Below are 15,814 nucleotides of genomic sequence, written 5' to 3'. Positions count from 1 at the left end.
GAAGGCAGTGACCGAGTGAGAACCGTGACCGAGTGAGAACAGTGTGGGTGGTGTGGGGCGTCGGCGTCTTCGCCTACATCGTCGGGGTGCTGCATCGAACGTCGTTCGGTGTTGCGGGCCTCGGTGCGGCCGATCGGTTCTCCGTATCGCCGTCCCTGCTGTCGTCGTTCGTGGTGCTGCAGGTGATCGTCTACGCGGGGATGCAGATCCCGGCCGGTGTGCTCCTGGACCGAATCGGTTCACGGAAGATGATCGCCGCGGGCGCGCTGATCATGGCGTCGGCGCAGATCACGTTGGCGCTCACCGAGTCGCTGCCGGTCGCGGTGGCGGCGCGCGCGTTCGTCGGGGTGGGCGACGCGCTCACCTTCATCTCGGTGCTGCGCCTGGTGCCGGTGTGGTTCACGCCGCGGCGGGTGCCGATCGTCTCGCAGCTGACGGGACTGCTCGGCCAGCTCGGCCAGGTGCTCTCGGCGGTCCCTTTCCTGATCCTGCTGAATGGACCCGGCTGGACGTTCGCGTTCGGTAGCGCTGCAGCGTTGGGGCTCCTCGCGCTCGTGTTGGTCGTGGCTCTGGTGCGCGATCGCCCCGACGCCGGAGCTGCCCCCGTGTTCGAACCCACGTCGCTGCGGCAGACCCTCGCCTCCATCGCGCAGGTGTGGCGACGCCCCGGTACCCGGCTGGGCTTCTTCTCGCACATGGGCACCCAGTTCTCGATCACGGTGTTCGCCTTGCTGTGGGGTGTGCCGTATCTGACGTCGGCGCAGGGCCTGTCGGCGTCGACGGCCGGAGCGTTGCTGACGATGTCGGTGCTGGCCGCGGTGGCGTCGGGCATCGTGCTCGGTCTGCTCACCGGGCGATATCCGATGCGACGGTCGTGGCTGGTGCTGGCCATCATGATCAGCAACGCGACGATGTGGGCGATCGTCCTGGCATTGCCGGGGCCTGCGCCGCTGTGGTTGCTGGTGCTGCTCGTGGTGGTGATCTCGATGGGTGGCCCGGGGTCGGTGATCGGTTTCGACCTCGCCCGTACGTTCAATCCGAGTGCCAATCTGGGGACGGCGCAGGGCATGGTCAACATCGGCGGGTTCCTCGCGTCGTTGTTGGTGATCGCGGCGATCGGGTGGATTCTCGACGCGATGGGTGGTTACACGTTCGACGGTTTCCGGGTGGCGTTGCTCGTGCAATTTCCCGTGTGGATCGTCGCGATCATCGGTGTCCTGTCGACGCGTCGCAAGACTCGCAAGGTCCTGGCGGCCGAGGGCATTCACCCGCACACGATGCGTGAGGTGCGCGACCGGATTCGCCGCAAATAAACCTTTGCTCGAACGGCTTTGTGAGCGCATGCTGGTGTCCCGAATATCGTTGCAGGACACAAGCAAACGCTACGTAAAGGTGCAGTCAAGAGATGGTAACCGAGCCTGAAGTGAAGCCCGCGACCGGCGAGTATTCGCATCGCGAGATCATGACCATCCTGTCCGGTCTGATGATGGGCATGTTCCTCGCTGCCCTCGACCAGACCATCGTCTCGACGTCCGTCCGCACCATCGCCGACGACCTCAACGGGTTCTCGGTTCTGGCCTGGGTGACGACCGCCTACCTCATCACCTCGACGGTCTCGACCCCGTTGTACGGCAAGCTGTCCGACCTGTACGGGCGCAAGCCGTTCTTCATGACGGCCATCTCGATCTTCGTCGTCGGATCGATGCTGTGCGGGATCGCGACGTCGATGTACGAGCTCGCCGCGTTCCGCGCCGTTCAAGGTCTCGGTGCAGGCGGTCTGATGTCGATGGCATTGGCGATCATCGGCGATATCGTCCCGCCGCGTGAACGAGCCAAGTATCAGGGCTACTTCTTGGCCGTCTTCGGTACGTCCAGTGTGCTCGGGCCGGTCATCGGTGGCCTGCTCGCCGGGCAGTCGACGATTCTCGGAATCACCGGCTGGCGTTGGGTCTTCTACATCAACGTTCCGCTCGGCATGATCGCGCTCGTGGTGGTGTGGCGAGTGCTGAACCTGCCGGTGTACCGCCGCGAGGCACGCGTCGACTGGTGGGGCGCAGTGCTTCTCAGTGTCGGCCTCGTGCCGCTGCTCATCATCGCCGAGCAGGGTCGGGTGTGGGGCTGGAGCTCGCCGCGGGCGCTGCTGTGCTTCGGAATCGGCATCGTCGGCGTCATCGCGTTCGTGCTGGCCGAGATCAAGATGGGCGACGACGCCCTGATCCCCATGCGATTCTTCCGAAACCCGTTGTTCTCGTTGTGTATTGCCGTCAGTGTCATCGCCGGCGCGGCCATGTTCGGTGGCATCTCGCTGCTGCCGCAGTACTTGCAGGTGGTCAAAGGCTCCTCGCCGACGCTGGCCGGCTATCAGACTCTGCCTCTCGTCGGAGCCCTGATGATCGCGTCGATCGTCTCGGGTCGGATGATCTCGAAGACGGGGCGCTACAAGATCTTTCCGATCGTCGGTACCGCACTGATGGCGATTGCGATGTTCGTCTTCCACTACGTGCACGCCGATACCCCGCTGTGGCAGACGATGGTCGTCATGGGCGTGTTCGGCCTCGGTCTCGGTTCGATGATGCAGCCGTTGACCCTGGCCATCCAGAACGCGATGCCGCCCAAGGACATGGGTGTATCGACCTCTGCCGCAACGTTCTTCCGGCAGATCGGTGCGACGGTGGGTGTGGCCGTGTTCCTGTCGATGCTGTTCACCCAGCTGACTCCGAAGACGGGCGACGCGTTGGTCGCCGCGAGTTCGACGCCTGCCTTCCAGCAGGCAGTGCAGAGCGCCGCTACCAGTTCCGACCCTCTGCAATCCGGCTTCGCCCAGGCCATCGCCTCGGGAGACGCCTCCGTGGCAGGCAGTGCGTTGCAGGACAGCTCGTTCATTCAGAAGCTCGAACCCGCACTGGCCGAGCCGTTCCGCGTCGGCTTCTCCGACGCCATGGATTACGTGTTCCTGGCCGTGTCGATTCTGATGCTCATCGGGTTCGTGCTGGTGCTGTTCCTGAAGGAGGTTCCGCTGCGGACCATGTCGGGCTTGGCTGCTGCGCAGCAGGAGCGCGACGAAGAACGAGCGAAGGAGTCGGGTACGGGTCTAGTTTGATGCTGTGAACACCGATGCTGTGAACACCGATGCTGTGAACACCGATGCTGTGGACACTGATGCTGTGGACACTGATGCCGTGAACACTGGAAACTGGGTCCAGCTGGGGCCGGTGCAAACTTGGTACGCCGAGTTCGGCGACGGCGATCCGGTGGTGTTTCTGCATCCCGGGGGTGTCGATGCGCGGGCGTTGGAGCCCACTGTCGCGGGACTGGCGTCGACGCTGCGGGTGTACACGCCCGAGCGTCGAGGTCACGGCCGCACGCCCGATGTCGAGGGGCCCGGGTTGTCCCCGGAGTTGACGTTCGCAGCCCTGACTTTTGCCGCCATGGCCGCCGATACCATCGCGTTCATCGAGCAGGTCGTCGGCGGACCGACGAGGCTGGCGGGGTGCAGTGACGGCGGAGTGGTGGCCCTGATGGTCGCGCTGCAGAGACCGGATCTGGTGGAACGTCTCGCCTGCGTTGCGAGCGTGTTCCACCGTGACGGCTGGGGCGGCGGGATGTCGGGCCAGACCGAGCGATCCGACTTCGTGCGCAGGCTCGATGATATGCACAGCGCAGATCCGGCACTGACGCCTGCGGATCTGGCCGAGCTGTCGGTACGCACGCTGGTGATGATCGGCGACGACGACGAGGTGAGCATCGAGCACGCCACCGAGTTCTATCGCAGCGTTCCGGTTGCCGAACTGGCCGTCGTGCCGGGAACGTCGCACGGGCTACTGGTCGAGAAGCCGGCGCTCTGCAATGCACTTCTGCTTGATTTCTTCACTCGAGACGCCGTCCAGACTTTTGCGCCCATTCGACGCGTCTGAGCTGGGATCTCGCGGGCCGAACTCAGGTGCTCGGGACGTGGCGCAGGCCGTCGAACAGGACGTCCAATCCGCGATCGAGTTCGTGGGCACCGTCGTATTCCGTGATGAGCGGGGGGATGACCGACATGATGGGGAACTCGTCGATCGGCAATCTCCGCAGCGCGAGGCTCAATCTGTCCACCGTCTCGTCCGGATGCTCTGTTGTCTCCTGGGTCTCGCTGAGCACGTGTCCACGTAGTAGGGACATCAGTAACCGGTAGGCCGAAAGTGCTTCGGGCACGGTGAAACCGGCAGTGGCCAGAAGGCTCAGGATGCCCTCGAGCGATACCAGCGACCTTGTGGTGCCCAGCCCCAGTGGCGTCGCCCGGGGGCGCGTCGCCAGCAGGACAGCCGCTCGTGGGTGTGCCAAGGCGAGTTCGCGGTAGTGCCGGCCGAAGATCGTGAGCTGACGTCTCCAGTTCGTGTCCGACCCGTCGACCGCTACGAGGTCTCCCAGGATCGAATCGGCTATTGCGTCGAGCAGGGCTTCCTTCGTCGGAACGTACCGGTACACCGTCATCGGATCTCGATCGATCGATGTTGCCAGGCTGCGAATCGTCAAACTGTCGAGTCCGGTGTTGTCGACGATGGACAGGGCCGCGGACACGACGTACTCGCGGTCGATCTTGTCGCGTGGAAGTTGATTGAAACGGTCCGAGGGCGTCATGAATGCGTCACCATTTTCGGTACAACACGGTAAGCGTCACGCCGATCGGCTTTCGCTCTTCAAACAAACTTGTTGTTCGTCAACGTTTTTCGCTTGACCCTTGACCTTACACATGGTCAGCTGTAGCTCTACACCGTAGAGATACGGGGAAACTCTTTCTTGCGAAGTGGGCACGAGCCTTCGCTGGTCTTCCACTCCTTTCGCTCGGTTGCAGACAGTCGGCCGGCGATCCACCGATCTACGGACTCTGCGAGACCTCGACGCCCCTGGTGAATTCCAGTGACAATCGTCGACCGTCGCGGAATTTCGCAATTGACTCTCGTCGGGGGATTCGATACCCATATTCGTTGTGCGACTGCATGTCTCACGCGAAACTCCTCCATGAGATCGGCACCCAACATGCACGCTCCGCAACACCGTCCTGCGCCGTCCACATCCCGACGGAAGGGCTCGGCGTTCGTTCCTCTCGTCGGCACTGTCGCGCTCGCAACCAGTGCGCTCATGCTGGTCAACGTCTCGACAGCCGACGCTCAACCTCAAGCTCCAGCCCCAGCCGTCGTGGTTCCCGAAGTCCTGCTCGGTGCCGCAGACCCTTACGCGATACTTGCCGGCTCCACCGTCACCGACGCGGGCACCTCCGTCATCTCCGGCTCTGTGGGTGTGAGCCCGGGAAATGGAGAGCCTTCCAGTGTCACCGGCCTGCTCCCGGAACAAATTACCAACGGTGTGATCGACGACAAGAACGAACGGGCTTTGAACGCGAAAGGCGCTCTGCAGACTGCATACACCGATGCTGCCGGCAGGTCGGGACCGGAACTGGTCCCAGTCGAGTTGGGGGGCACAACACGGAATGCCGGTTTGTACAGAGGTGGCACTCTCGGACTGACCGGAGACCTGCCTCTGGTACTCGACGCGCAAGGAAATGCAGATGCGGTCTTCATTTTCCAAGCAGGATCGACTCTCGTCACGGGCTCGGGCAGCAGTGTGTCGCTGATCAACGGTGCCAGCCCGTGCAACGTGTTCTGGCAGATCGGAAGTTCGGCCACTCTCGGCACCGACACCGATTTCGTCGGCACGGTCATGGCGCAGGCGTCGATCACCGCTGCGACGGGTGCCGATGTGCGGGGTCGCCTACTGGCTCTGACCGGCGCAGTCACCCTCGACTCCAACACGATCAGCAATGCTGAATGTGGGATCACGCCGCCGGATGACGACGGCGACACCCCGGGTGACGGTGGTGGCGGTACCCCGGGTGATGGTGGTACGCCGGGTACGCCGGGTGATGGTGGTACGCCGGGTACGCCGGGTGATGGTGGTGGAACGCCGGGTACGCCGGGTACGCCCGGTGATGGTGGCGGTACCCCGCCGATAGTCATCGAACTACCCCCGATCCCGGGTGTGCCTCCGGTGATCACCATCCCGCCGATCCCGGGCGTCCCGACGCCTGAACTGCCGAACACCCCGGGTGTCCCGAATGTGCCGGAGCAGCCGAACACACCGAATCAGCCGAACACACCTAATACCCCCAACACACCGAACCAGCCGAACACACCGAACACCCCCAACACACCGAACACCCCCAACACCCCTGATCAGCCCAATACTCCGGACCAGCCGCGCACTCCGAACCAGCCGAACACACCGAGCGGCCCGAATCAACCGGGTACGTACAACCCGGGTGGGCAGATCACGCAGATCCCGAACGGTGGCGTCGATACCGGTGACGGCAGTACCGTAAACCGTTCGAGTGGAGCGTCGTTCGTTCCGGTGTGGACGTTGCTGGCCGTGCTCGCGGTCGGTGCGGTCTCAGCCTTGACTCTGACTCGTCGTCGGAACTGATCGGTGAGATCTACCGTCGAGGTATCAGTACCTCTGGCTCGATTCGCTCGGACCACGACCCGTAATCGGGTCGTGGTCCGGGCGGTGGCGGCGGCGTTCCTGTTGCTGTTGTCGCTGGTTGCTGGGTGCGCAACACCCTCGGATCCCGGACCGCCGCAAAACGATTCGATGTCCTCGACTTCTTCTGCTCCTGCCTCCGTCGCCCCGTCGGGTGAGGTTGCAGAGCAGTCATCGTCGGCCCCCGGGTCACCGCCTGCGCGACTCGAGATCGGTGCGATCGGCGTCGAATCCGACGTGATGGGTCTGGGTCTGCAGCCGGACGGCTCGATGGAGGTTCCCCCGGGAGGATTCCCCGCCGGTTGGTATACCGGATCGCCGACTCCCGGGCAACTGGGACCGTCGATCGTTGCAGGACATGTGGATTGGGATGGTAGCCCCGGCGTTTTCTACCGGCTCCGTGAACTCGAACAGGGCGACGATGTCACCGTCGTCAGACAGGACGGCAACACCGTCCGCTTTGTGGTCAGCGCGGTGGAGCAATACCCGAAGGAGCCGTTCCCCACCGACAAAGTCTACGGAGACATCGACCATCCCGGCCTACGTTTGATCACTTGTGGCGGCCAATTCGACTCGGACATCTCGAGTTACGACGACAACATCGTCGTGTACGCCGATCGGGTCTGACGCCCGAACGCTCTCCCCTGAACTCGGTCAGAAGGGCGGTGGCTCGTCCTCGGGTGCCGAGGCGGGCATCGGGGTCGGTTGTGGTTTCGCCGTCTTCGGGGTCGGCGAATCACACCCAATTGCTGTCCCTTTCGGCTTCGGACCGACTTTCGGCAGGTGGTCGAAGTCTGCGAGTTGCGTTGTGCCGGGAACAGTGACTGCGCTGGTGCCGGCATCGGAGATCCAGAACTCGACATCATCGGCGAGCATGACAGGAGTCCACAGCCTCATGGTTTTGAGGCCGTGGTGATAGCGGCACAGGCAGTGCAGGTTGGTGTCGATGGTCCAGCCTCCCGTCGAGGGGTTGCGATGGAAATACGGGACGATGTGGTCGATCTCGCATTGCTGGGCCGGGACGTCGCAGCCCGGATGCCGACAGGTGCGATCGCGGTAGCGAATACGCTCCGCCAGTGCAGTAGTCGGCCGATAGGTGAGGGCTCCGGGTGGCGGCAGCAGAAGGCCGCCATGCCCGTCCGGATGCAGCGCGAGCCCGAGAGCGGGATCCGCTGCGATGGCCGCTTCGAGCTCGGCAACGAAGGTGTACGTGCCGCGATACGGCGTGGCGACACAACTGTTCCGCGGTGGACGCGGGGCATTCTGCGAGCGCGGCGCTCGAGGAACAGAACCGCCGACACGACGACGACCGCGTCCCAGTGGATGAAACACCACATGCGACCTGCTGCCCTCGGACCGGCTGTTCCTCGTGTTGCGTACTTTCGATCCTCTGGGCGTCTGTGGGCCACCTTTCGATCCGCTGTGGTTCGTCCTGCTGCCGCTGTCGGACCTGCCTTCGGCACCCGTGTCGTCAGTGTCGTCAGTGTCTGCGCCGTTCTCGGTGTCGGTGCTGAGGTCGAGGTCCATGAGCGATTCCAGGTCTTCGCCGTGGCCGAGTGACTCGGCGAGGTTGCGTGCCTCGGTGAGGAGGATCTGCCAGTGAGCGTTGTCGGCGAGTTCCCGGGCGTACTCGGCATCGATGGTGCCGTGCCCGGACAGGTGCGCAGGATTGGACAGCAGACCGGCGAGCGTGGCGAGGTCGACCGTGATCACCGTCAGCGGCGCGCGCCGGTCCGGGCGTGAGGTATCGGCCGTGCACGGGTTGTCGTCGGTGGGTTCGCACATGCAGGCCATCGACGACTCCTGATGCAGCAGAGCAACATACGCCGCCGCTCGCTTCTGCCCCCGGGTACGTGGATCTCGTCGACAGACGGTGGCGGCCATCTCGTTGATGAGTTGCCAGGCAGCGGCGGCGTCGGCTGCGGTGAGGTCGGCCTTCAGCGTCGACAGCACATCTTTGTCGGTGTACGTGACGTTGGTGTGCCGTTTCAAGTCCTTGCGTAAGGCGGCAGCTTCCTCGGGCGCGATGCGATACATGATCGACCAGATTTCCGTCGCCAGCGGACCCGGTGACAAGCGTCGGGCAGCGTGCAGAACCTCGCCCTGGACGGCCGTCGCTGCGCCCTGCGTCAGATTGTGGGTGCAGCGGTATATCGCGCGGACGCGAGGTAGATCGAGTTCGCCGGCCTCGAACGCGGCGGCGACGGCCGGAAGCCGAAGTCGAAGGTCCATTCCGACCTCGGCGTATGTGTTCGCAACGGTCTTGGAGCAACCCAGAACGTGCGCAATTTCGGAAGCCGCATAGTTGCCCGCGTCCTGAATGACATCACCGACGAGCACGTTCTGATGAATGCACGTGTCCCAGATGGCAGCGGCCAGAGCGACCTTGCGAGCGCACGCCTGATTCTCAAGGATCGCGACGTCACGGATCTCGCCCAGCACTGCGTTGTCGATGTACGGCTTCGATTGCGGCCCGAGATAGGCCGCGAACCTACTGCGCGTCGATCCAGATGTAGTCATCTCGAGTCGCCCCCCGGCGCTTGTTCAAGAAGAAGTAGAACGTGTGTTCGATGGTACCGAGGTGTGGGGCATTCGTCAACATCAATAGTGTTGCAGCAGAGCAGGATCGACGAGCAAGTGCCTATACACCTACCCACCGACACGATGTGTCGACCCCGGCCCCGACCCCGACGCCGTGTCAGGGCACGCGGTCACACGAGTGTGAACCGCTCCAGAACCACCTGGGTGTCGTCGTTCACGCTGAAGTGTGGATCGCCCAGTTCTTCGCGAACCTCGGCCGACTGCCAGAACCTCTCGTGCCCGGCGCGCCAGTGCGCGACATCGACGTATCCTTCACCCTCGTCGAGGGCGTGCTGGAGCGAAACATCGCACAGCGCAACGATTTCAACGCCCGTGGTCTCGATGACTGCGACCACGTCACCCGCCGAATCCACCACCGCGCCACGATTGCCGACTCTCGGCAGCTCCTCGTCGACGTACTGCACCAACAGGCTTGCTGTACTGGTCTTCTCGCCGATGAGAACGGCTGCAACCAGCATGTCCCGTAGTGGTCCGGGGAACGCGAATTCGACAATCGGAAGATCGGTCACCGACCCCACCGAATCCCCGTCGACCGGATCGCTGTTCTGATCACCCAGCATCACGAACGAGGCACCCTGTTCCAACCCGCCGCGCACGCCCTTGTCGTCGTAGAGGTAGTCCGCACCCGAGATGTAATCGGCACTCATCCGAATCTCGTCGTGATTGCGTTTGCCGTTGCGGTCCTCGGGACCATCGAAAGACGGGGGAGTGGGGTGCGACGCCAACACGTGCAGCGTCTTGCCGTTCACGTCGATCGGCACGTCCCAATGGGACTTGCTGGAGAGCCGCAGTGCGTCCGACACGTCGCCGTAGTAGTCGCGTGGCAGCAGCGAATCCGGCATGTCCTTCCACAGAAAATTCTGGAACGTACGTACCGATTCGGTCGCGATGGGAAACTTCGAGTACACGACCATCCCGTACTGACCTGGAAACTGTCCGAACCCCCAGGCGTCACCGGGCCCGCCGAGCGCGCCGTCCTTGTCCAGGTCCAATCCCGAATCGACGCCCGTGTTCACCGGCGCAGTGAAAGAATGCCGATACTGCCCATCGAGATAGTTGTCGTTGAACAACCTAACCGCATCGTCACCCGAGTAATCGAACTCGTTGACCAACAACACATCCGGTGAGTTCGCCGCGATCACATCGGCCACCGCGCGGGCCTGTGTGTTCTCGCCCTGCAGGTCGGTCACCAACTGCCCGGGGGCGGGCCGGTTCAGGCTGGCATTGAACGTCGCCACCCGGATGCTCGACGGTTCGTCGGGGGCCGGGTCCGCTGCGGTTGGATTCACAGAGGAGCAACCGGCAGCCATGAAGGTCAGGGTAACGGCGGCGGCCGCAAGTCTCGATATTCTCACGTTCGACACCGTAGAGACGGCAAGCGAACGCGAGGTAACGAATTAACAAGCAGGCGTGCTTGCTTTTTTCGCGCCCCTTTGTGAAGCTGAGCGCATGGCAGACCTCGACACACTCGTCGACGACCTCCGCGCCGAGGGCGACGACCTCGATGCCCTGGTGGCCGAGCTGACCCCGGAACGGTGGTCGGCACCGACGCCGGCCGAGGGTTGGACCGTCGCGCATCAGATCGGGCATCTCTCCTGGACCGATCACGTCGCGGAGCGAACCACGTCCGGCGCATCCGGCGATATCGAGGCCAAGGAGGAGTTCGCGCTCACTCTGAAGAAAGCGTGGGAGAACCCCGGCGGTTTCGTCGACGAAGCCGCCGAGGAGGAGTCGCGGGATCCCGACCTGCTGAGCATCTGGCGTACCCGTCGCCACGCCATGACCGATGCTCTCGTACGGGTTCCGCCCGGGACCAAGATCGACTGGTTCGGCCCCCCGATGAGTGCGGCGTCCATGGCCACAGCGCGATTGATGGAAACGTGGGCCCACGGTCAAGATGTCGCCGACGCACTGGGCGTCACCCGCGTCGCCACCGACAGAATCCGCGGCGTCGCGCACATCGGCGTGCGGACGCGGGATTTCGCCTACATGGTCAACCAGCAGACCCCTCCCACCGAACCGTTCCGAGTAGAGCTCATGGCACCGTCGGGTGAAGTGTGGACATGGGGACCCGAGGACGCCGCCCAACGCGTGAGCGGACCGGCTCTCGACTTCTGCCTTCTCGTCACCCAGCGCGCTCATCGCGACAACCTCGACATCCATGCCGAGGGACCCGACGCCGCGCACTGGCTCACCATCGCCCAAGCCTTCGCAGGCCCTCCGGGGGTCGGACGTACACAGTCAGGACTCGAGAAAGCATGACCGTACGTATCGGCAACTGCTCAGGCTTCTACGGAGACCGCCTCTCCGCCATGCGCGAGATGCTGGAGGGCGGCGAACTCGATTACCTCACGGGTGACTACCTCGCCGAGCTGACGATGCTCATCCTCGGCCGCGATCGGATGAAGGACGCGACCCGTGGGTACGCCAAAACCTTTCTGCGCCAAGCCGAGGACTGCCTTGGTCTGGCACTCGACAAGGGTGTCAAGATCGTCGCCAACGCCGGTGGTCTGAACCCACGTGGCTTGGCCGAAGCGCTGGAGAAGCTCGACTCCGGTGCGAAAATAGCGTACGTCGACGGCGACGACCTTCTCGGCAGAGCGGCCGAACTCGGCCTCGGTAACCCGCTGACCGCAAATGCTTACCTCGGCGCGTGGGGCATCGTGGAATGCCTGAACTCCGGTGCCGACGTCGTGGTCACCGGGCGCGTCACCGACGCCAGTGTGATCGTCGGTCCTGCGGCGGCCCACTTCGGTTGGACACCTACCGATTACGACGCTCTGGCCGGGGCCGTGGTCGCAGGGCACGTCATCGAATGCGGAACGCAGGCGACGGGTGGCAACTACTCCTTCTTCACCGAGATTGCCGATATGTCGCGCCCGGGCTTCCCGATCGCAGAGATTCACAACGACGGGTCGAGCGTCATTACCAAGCACGAGGGAACCGGGGGTGCCGTCAGCGTCGGTACCGTCACTGCTCAGTTGCTGTACGAAATCACCGGCGGGCGTTATGCGAATCCCGATGTGACAGCACGGATCGATTCAGCGATCCTGACGCAGGAATCCAGCGATCGAGTTTCCATCAGCGGCGTGACCGGCGAAGCTCCGCCGCCCACCTACAAGGTCTCGCTCAATGCACTCGGCGGCTTCCGCAACGAATTCACGATGGTGCTCACCGGCCTCGATATCGAGGCGAAAGCAGCACTGGCGCAACGTCAATTCGAGTCTTGGCTCCCCTCGCGACCCGCCGAGTTGAAGTGGACTCTCGTGCGTACCGACAAGCCGGACGCCGAGACGGAGGAGACGGCCAGCGCCTTGCTGCGCTGCGTGGCTCGCGACAGCAACCCCGACGCCGTCGGACGTCAGTTCTCGGCCGTGGCAGTCGAACTCGCACTGGCCAGCTACCCAGGATTCTCGGTGACTGCACCCCCGGGCAACGGCGCGCCGTACGGAGTGTTCACGGCAGGATTCGTCGACGCGGCCGAGGTGCCGCACCTTGCGCATCTCGCGGACGGCACCGAAAGCGCCATCGCACCGTCGACGGACACGCGGGCGTTGGAACCCCTCGATCAACCGACGCTCCCGCCACCGAGAGCAGACGAAGCGACCATCCGGCTACCACTGGGAACCATCGCCGCGGCCCGAAGCGGCGACAAGGGCGGCAATGCCAACGTCGGGGTGTGGGTACGTACCGATGACGAATTCGCCTGGCTGGTGCACGCATTGACGGTCGAGACCCTGAAGAAGATGCTGCCCGAGGCCGACAAACTCACTGTCACTCGGCATGTACTTCCCAACCTGCGGGCGGTGAACTTCGTCATCGAGGGCATCCTCGGCCAGGGCGTTGCATCGCAGGCCAGATTCGATCCACAGGCCAAGGGGCTCGGTGAGTGGCTGCGGTCGCGTCACATCGACATCCCCGAAACACTTGCCTACAAGGGAGCACTCGTATGAACATCTGGACGACGCCGGAGCGTCAGCAGCTGCGCAAGACCGTTCGCAGTTTCGTGGAGCAGGACATCGCGCCGCATATGAACCAGTGGGAAGCCGACGGCGAGATTCCGCGTGAGCTGCACAAGAAGGCGGCCGCTCTCGGCTTGCTCGGCGCGGGCTTCCCCGAGGAGGTCGGTGGCAGCGGCGGTGATCTGGCCGACGCCGTCGTGATCTGCGAGGAGATGCACCAGGCCGGCGCGTCGGGTGGACTGTTCGCATCTCTGTTCACCAGCGGAATTTCATTGCCGCACTTGATTGCCGCCCGAGACCCGCAGCAGATCGAGAAGTGGGTCGAGCCCACGCTCGCGGGGGAGAAGATCGGCTCGCTCGCCATCACCGAGCCGGGTGGCGGCTCCGACGTCGGCCACCTCAGGACGAAAGCCGTCAAAGATGGCGAGCACTACGTCGTCAACGGATCCAAGACGTACATCACCTCCGGATGCCGAGCCGATTTCATCGTCACCGCGGTCCGCACCGGCGGCGAGGGGGCTGCAGGCGTCTCCCTGCTCGTCATCGAGAAGGGCACACCCGGGTTCGAGGTCACCAGCAAGCTCGACAAGATGGGTTGGCGCGCATCCGATACCGCGGAGCTCTCGTTCGTCGACGCCCGAGTGCCGGTGAGCAACCTGATCGGTGCCGAGAACAGTGGCTTCGCACAGATCGCGCAGGCGTTCCTCACCGAGCGCATCGCCCTCGCCGCGCAGGCCTATGCCAGCGCACAGCGGTGCCTCGATCTCACGTTGCAGTGGGTCCGTGATCGCGAAACATTCGGAAAGCCGCTCATCGCACGGCAATCCGTACAGAACACCGTCACCGAGATGGCGCGCAAGATCGACATCGCCCGCGTCTACACCCGTTCGCTCGTCGAGCGGTCCATGCAGGAGAACCAAGACTTCATCGCCGAGGTCTGCTTCGCGAAGAACACGGCCGTCGAGTCCGGAGAGTGGGTCGCCAATCAGGCTGTCCAACTCTTCGGGGGACTCGGCTACATGCGCGAGAGCGAGGTCGAGCGGCAGTACCGCGACATGCGCATCCTCGGTATCGGCGGCGGCACCACCGAAATCCTCACCGGACTGGCAGCAAAACGATTGGGGTACCAGGCATGAGCGTGCTCAAGTCCACCCTCGACACGGCATCGGAGCAGTACGCCGGAAGCGTCGAAGCCATGAACACCAAGCTGAGCGAGATCGACGCCGAGCACTCGAAGGCTCTGCTCGGCGGAGGTCAGAAATACGTCGAGCGGCACAAGAAGCGCGGCAAGCTCCTGGCCCGCGAACGCATCGAGTTGCTGATCGACGAGGATTCCGCGTTTCTCGAGCTGTGCCCACTCGCGGCCTGGGGTAGCGACTTTCCCGTCGGAGCCAGCACCGTCATGGGTATCGGCGTCGTGTGCGGCGTCGAATGCCTCATCGTGGCCAACGACCCGACGGTCCGCGGCGGAGCGAGCAATCCGTGGACTCTGAAGAAGGGGTTCCGCGGCAACGACATCGCCACGCAGAACCGGCTTCCGGTGATCTCACTGGTCGAATCCGGTGGAGCCGATCTGCCGACGCAGAAGGAGGTGTTCATCCCCGGCGGTCGCATGTTCCGTGATCTGACGCAGCTCTCGGCGGCGGGCATCCCCACCATCGCCCTGGTGTTCGGCAACTCCACCGCCGGCGGCGCATACATCCCCGGTATGTCCGATCACGTCGTGATGGTCAAGGAACGATCCAAGGTCTTCCTCGCAGGGCCGCCACTCGTCAAGATGGCCACCGGTGAGGACTCCGACGACGAGTCGCTCGGTGGGGCCGAGATGCACGCTCGAAAGTCCGGCCTCGCAGACTATTTCGCCGTCGACGAGCAGGACGCCATCCGCATCGGACGCAGCATCGTCTCCCGGCTCAACTGGAAGAAGAAGGGCCCCGAGCCTCGCGTCGAGGTCATCGAGCCGCTCGCCGACCCCGAGGACTTGCTCGGCATCGTCCCCACCGATCTGAAGATCCCGTTCGATCCCCGCGAGGTCATCGCCCGCATCGTCGACGGCTCCGATTTCGACGAGTTCAAGCCGATGTACGGCGGATCGCTCGTCACCGGCTGGGCCGAGCTGCACGGCTATCCGATCGGCATTCTCGCCAATGCCCGCGGTGTGCTGTTCAGCGAGGAATCGCAGAAGGCGACGCAGTTCATCCAGCTCGCCAACCGGTCGAACACTCCACTTCTGTTCCTGCACAACACCACCGGCTACATGGTGGGTAAGGAATACGAAGAGGGCGGCATGATCAAACACGGTTCGATGATGATCAACGCCGTCTCCAACTCCACCGTCCCGCACATCTCGATTCTGCTCGGCGCCTCGTACGGAGCCGGCCACTACGGCATGTGCGGTCGCGCCTTCGATCCGCGTTTCCTGTTCGCCTGGCCGTCCAGCAAGTCCGCCGTCATGGGTGGCGCGCAGCTCGCCGGTGTCATCTCCATCGTCGGACGCGCCGCCGCCGAAGCTCGTGGACAAGCCTTCGACGCCGAAGCAGATGCCGGCATGCGCGCGATGATCGAAGGCCAGATCGAGGCCGAGTCGATGCCGATGTTCCTCTCCGGACGCCTCTACGACGACGGCGTCATCGACCCCCGTGATACCCGCACGGTGGTGGGAATGTGCCTGTCGGCCATCGCCACCGCCCCGATCGAAGGCACCGCCAACTTCGGTGTCTTCCGGATGTGAAGCC

The 15,814-nt window shown here is 63.8% G+C and carries 12 protein-coding genes; 9 read left to right on the top strand and 3 right to left on the bottom strand.

Annotation, left to right across the window (positions count from 1 at the left end; translation table 11 throughout):
• Positions 1-32 precede the first annotated feature (32 nt).
• The 3 genes from MTX34_RS20995 (at position 33) to MTX34_RS20985 (ending at position 3,914) form a co-directional block, all read left to right on the top strand.
• On the top strand, positions 33-1,313 hold the full coding sequence (locus tag MTX34_RS20995; RefSeq protein ID WP_243610683.1) for a nitrate/nitrite transporter: 1,281 nt from the start codon (positions 33-35) through the stop codon (positions 1,311-1,313).
• A gap of 92 nt (positions 1,314-1,405) precedes the next feature.
• A complete protein-coding gene (locus MTX34_RS20990) occupies positions 1,406-3,100 on the top strand; it encodes an MDR family MFS transporter (RefSeq protein WP_243610682.1) in 1,695 nt (564 codons plus the stop codon).
• 79 nt (positions 3,101-3,179) lie between these two features.
• Positions 3,180-3,914: an alpha/beta fold hydrolase gene (locus MTX34_RS20985; protein WP_243610681.1), complete on the top strand. Its 735-nt coding sequence runs from the start codon at positions 3,180-3,182 to the stop codon at positions 3,912-3,914.
• A 22-nt stretch (positions 3,915-3,936) separates the two neighbouring features.
• Here MTX34_RS20985 and MTX34_RS20980 read toward each other — a convergent pair whose 3' ends face one another.
• A complete protein-coding gene (locus tag MTX34_RS20980; RefSeq protein WP_243610680.1) occupies positions 3,937-4,620 on the bottom strand; it encodes a TetR/AcrR family transcriptional regulator C-terminal domain-containing protein in 684 nt (227 codons plus the stop codon).
• Positions 4,621-5,001: 381 nt separating this feature from the next.
• Here MTX34_RS20980 and MTX34_RS20975 point away from each other — a divergent pair, with 381 nt between their 5' ends.
• Together MTX34_RS20975 and MTX34_RS20970 are read left to right on the top strand one after the other, a co-directional pair.
• Entirely contained in the window at positions 5,002-6,459 is a 1,458-nt protein-coding gene (locus MTX34_RS20975) for an ice-binding family protein (protein WP_243610679.1), read from the top strand.
• A 168-nt stretch (positions 6,460-6,627) separates the two neighbouring features.
• Entirely contained in the window at positions 6,628-7,143 is a 516-nt protein-coding gene (locus MTX34_RS20970) for a class F sortase (protein ID WP_243610678.1), read from the top strand.
• Between the two features lie 27 nt (positions 7,144-7,170).
• On the opposite strand, the gene MTX34_RS20965 is transcribed toward MTX34_RS20970, so the two are convergent.
• Together MTX34_RS20965 and MTX34_RS20960 are read right to left on the bottom strand one after the other, a co-directional pair.
• Positions 7,171-9,036: an HNH endonuclease signature motif containing protein gene (locus MTX34_RS20965; RefSeq protein WP_243610677.1), complete on the bottom strand. Its 1,866-nt coding sequence runs from the start codon at positions 9,034-9,036 to the stop codon at positions 7,171-7,173.
• 191 nt (positions 9,037-9,227) lie between these two features.
• Positions 9,228-10,472 (bottom strand): endonuclease/exonuclease/phosphatase family protein, encoded by a 1,245-nt coding sequence (locus MTX34_RS20960; protein WP_243610676.1) that lies wholly within the window; start codon positions 10,470-10,472, stop codon positions 9,228-9,230.
• A gap of 94 nt (positions 10,473-10,566) precedes the next feature.
• Here MTX34_RS20960 and MTX34_RS20955 point away from each other — a divergent pair, with 94 nt between their 5' ends.
• From MTX34_RS20955 to MTX34_RS20940, 4 genes are read left to right on the top strand one after another with little or no spacing between them, the layout of a single operon-like run.
• The gene (locus tag MTX34_RS20955) at positions 10,567-11,379 is read left to right on the top strand and encodes a TIGR03084 family metal-binding protein (protein ID WP_243596030.1); all 813 of its coding nucleotides are present in this window, start codon (positions 10,567-10,569) and stop codon (positions 11,377-11,379) included.
• Positions 11,376-13,070 (top strand): acyclic terpene utilization AtuA family protein, encoded by a 1,695-nt coding sequence (locus MTX34_RS20950; RefSeq protein ID WP_243610675.1) that lies wholly within the window; start codon positions 11,376-11,378, stop codon positions 13,068-13,070. Before MTX34_RS20955 ends, MTX34_RS20950 begins: the two co-directional genes overlap by 4 nt.
• Positions 13,067-14,215: an acyl-CoA dehydrogenase family protein gene (locus MTX34_RS20945; RefSeq protein ID WP_243596028.1), complete on the top strand. Its 1,149-nt coding sequence runs from the start codon at positions 13,067-13,069 to the stop codon at positions 14,213-14,215. The genes MTX34_RS20950 and MTX34_RS20945 overlap by 4 nt, the downstream gene beginning before the upstream one ends.
• Complete coding sequence (locus tag MTX34_RS20940) at positions 14,212-15,810, top strand: acyl-CoA carboxylase subunit beta (RefSeq protein ID WP_243596027.1); 1,599 nt, start codon at positions 14,212-14,214, stop codon at positions 15,808-15,810. The genes MTX34_RS20945 and MTX34_RS20940 overlap by 4 nt, the downstream gene beginning before the upstream one ends.
• Positions 15,811-15,814: the final 4 nt, after the last annotated feature.

This window comes from Rhodococcus sp. ARC_M5 (assembly GCF_022810405.1).
Lineage (GTDB): Bacteria > Actinomycetota > Actinomycetes > Mycobacteriales > Mycobacteriaceae > Rhodococcoides > Rhodococcoides navarretei.
This window is presented reverse-complemented; position numbering and strand designations above follow the sequence as displayed.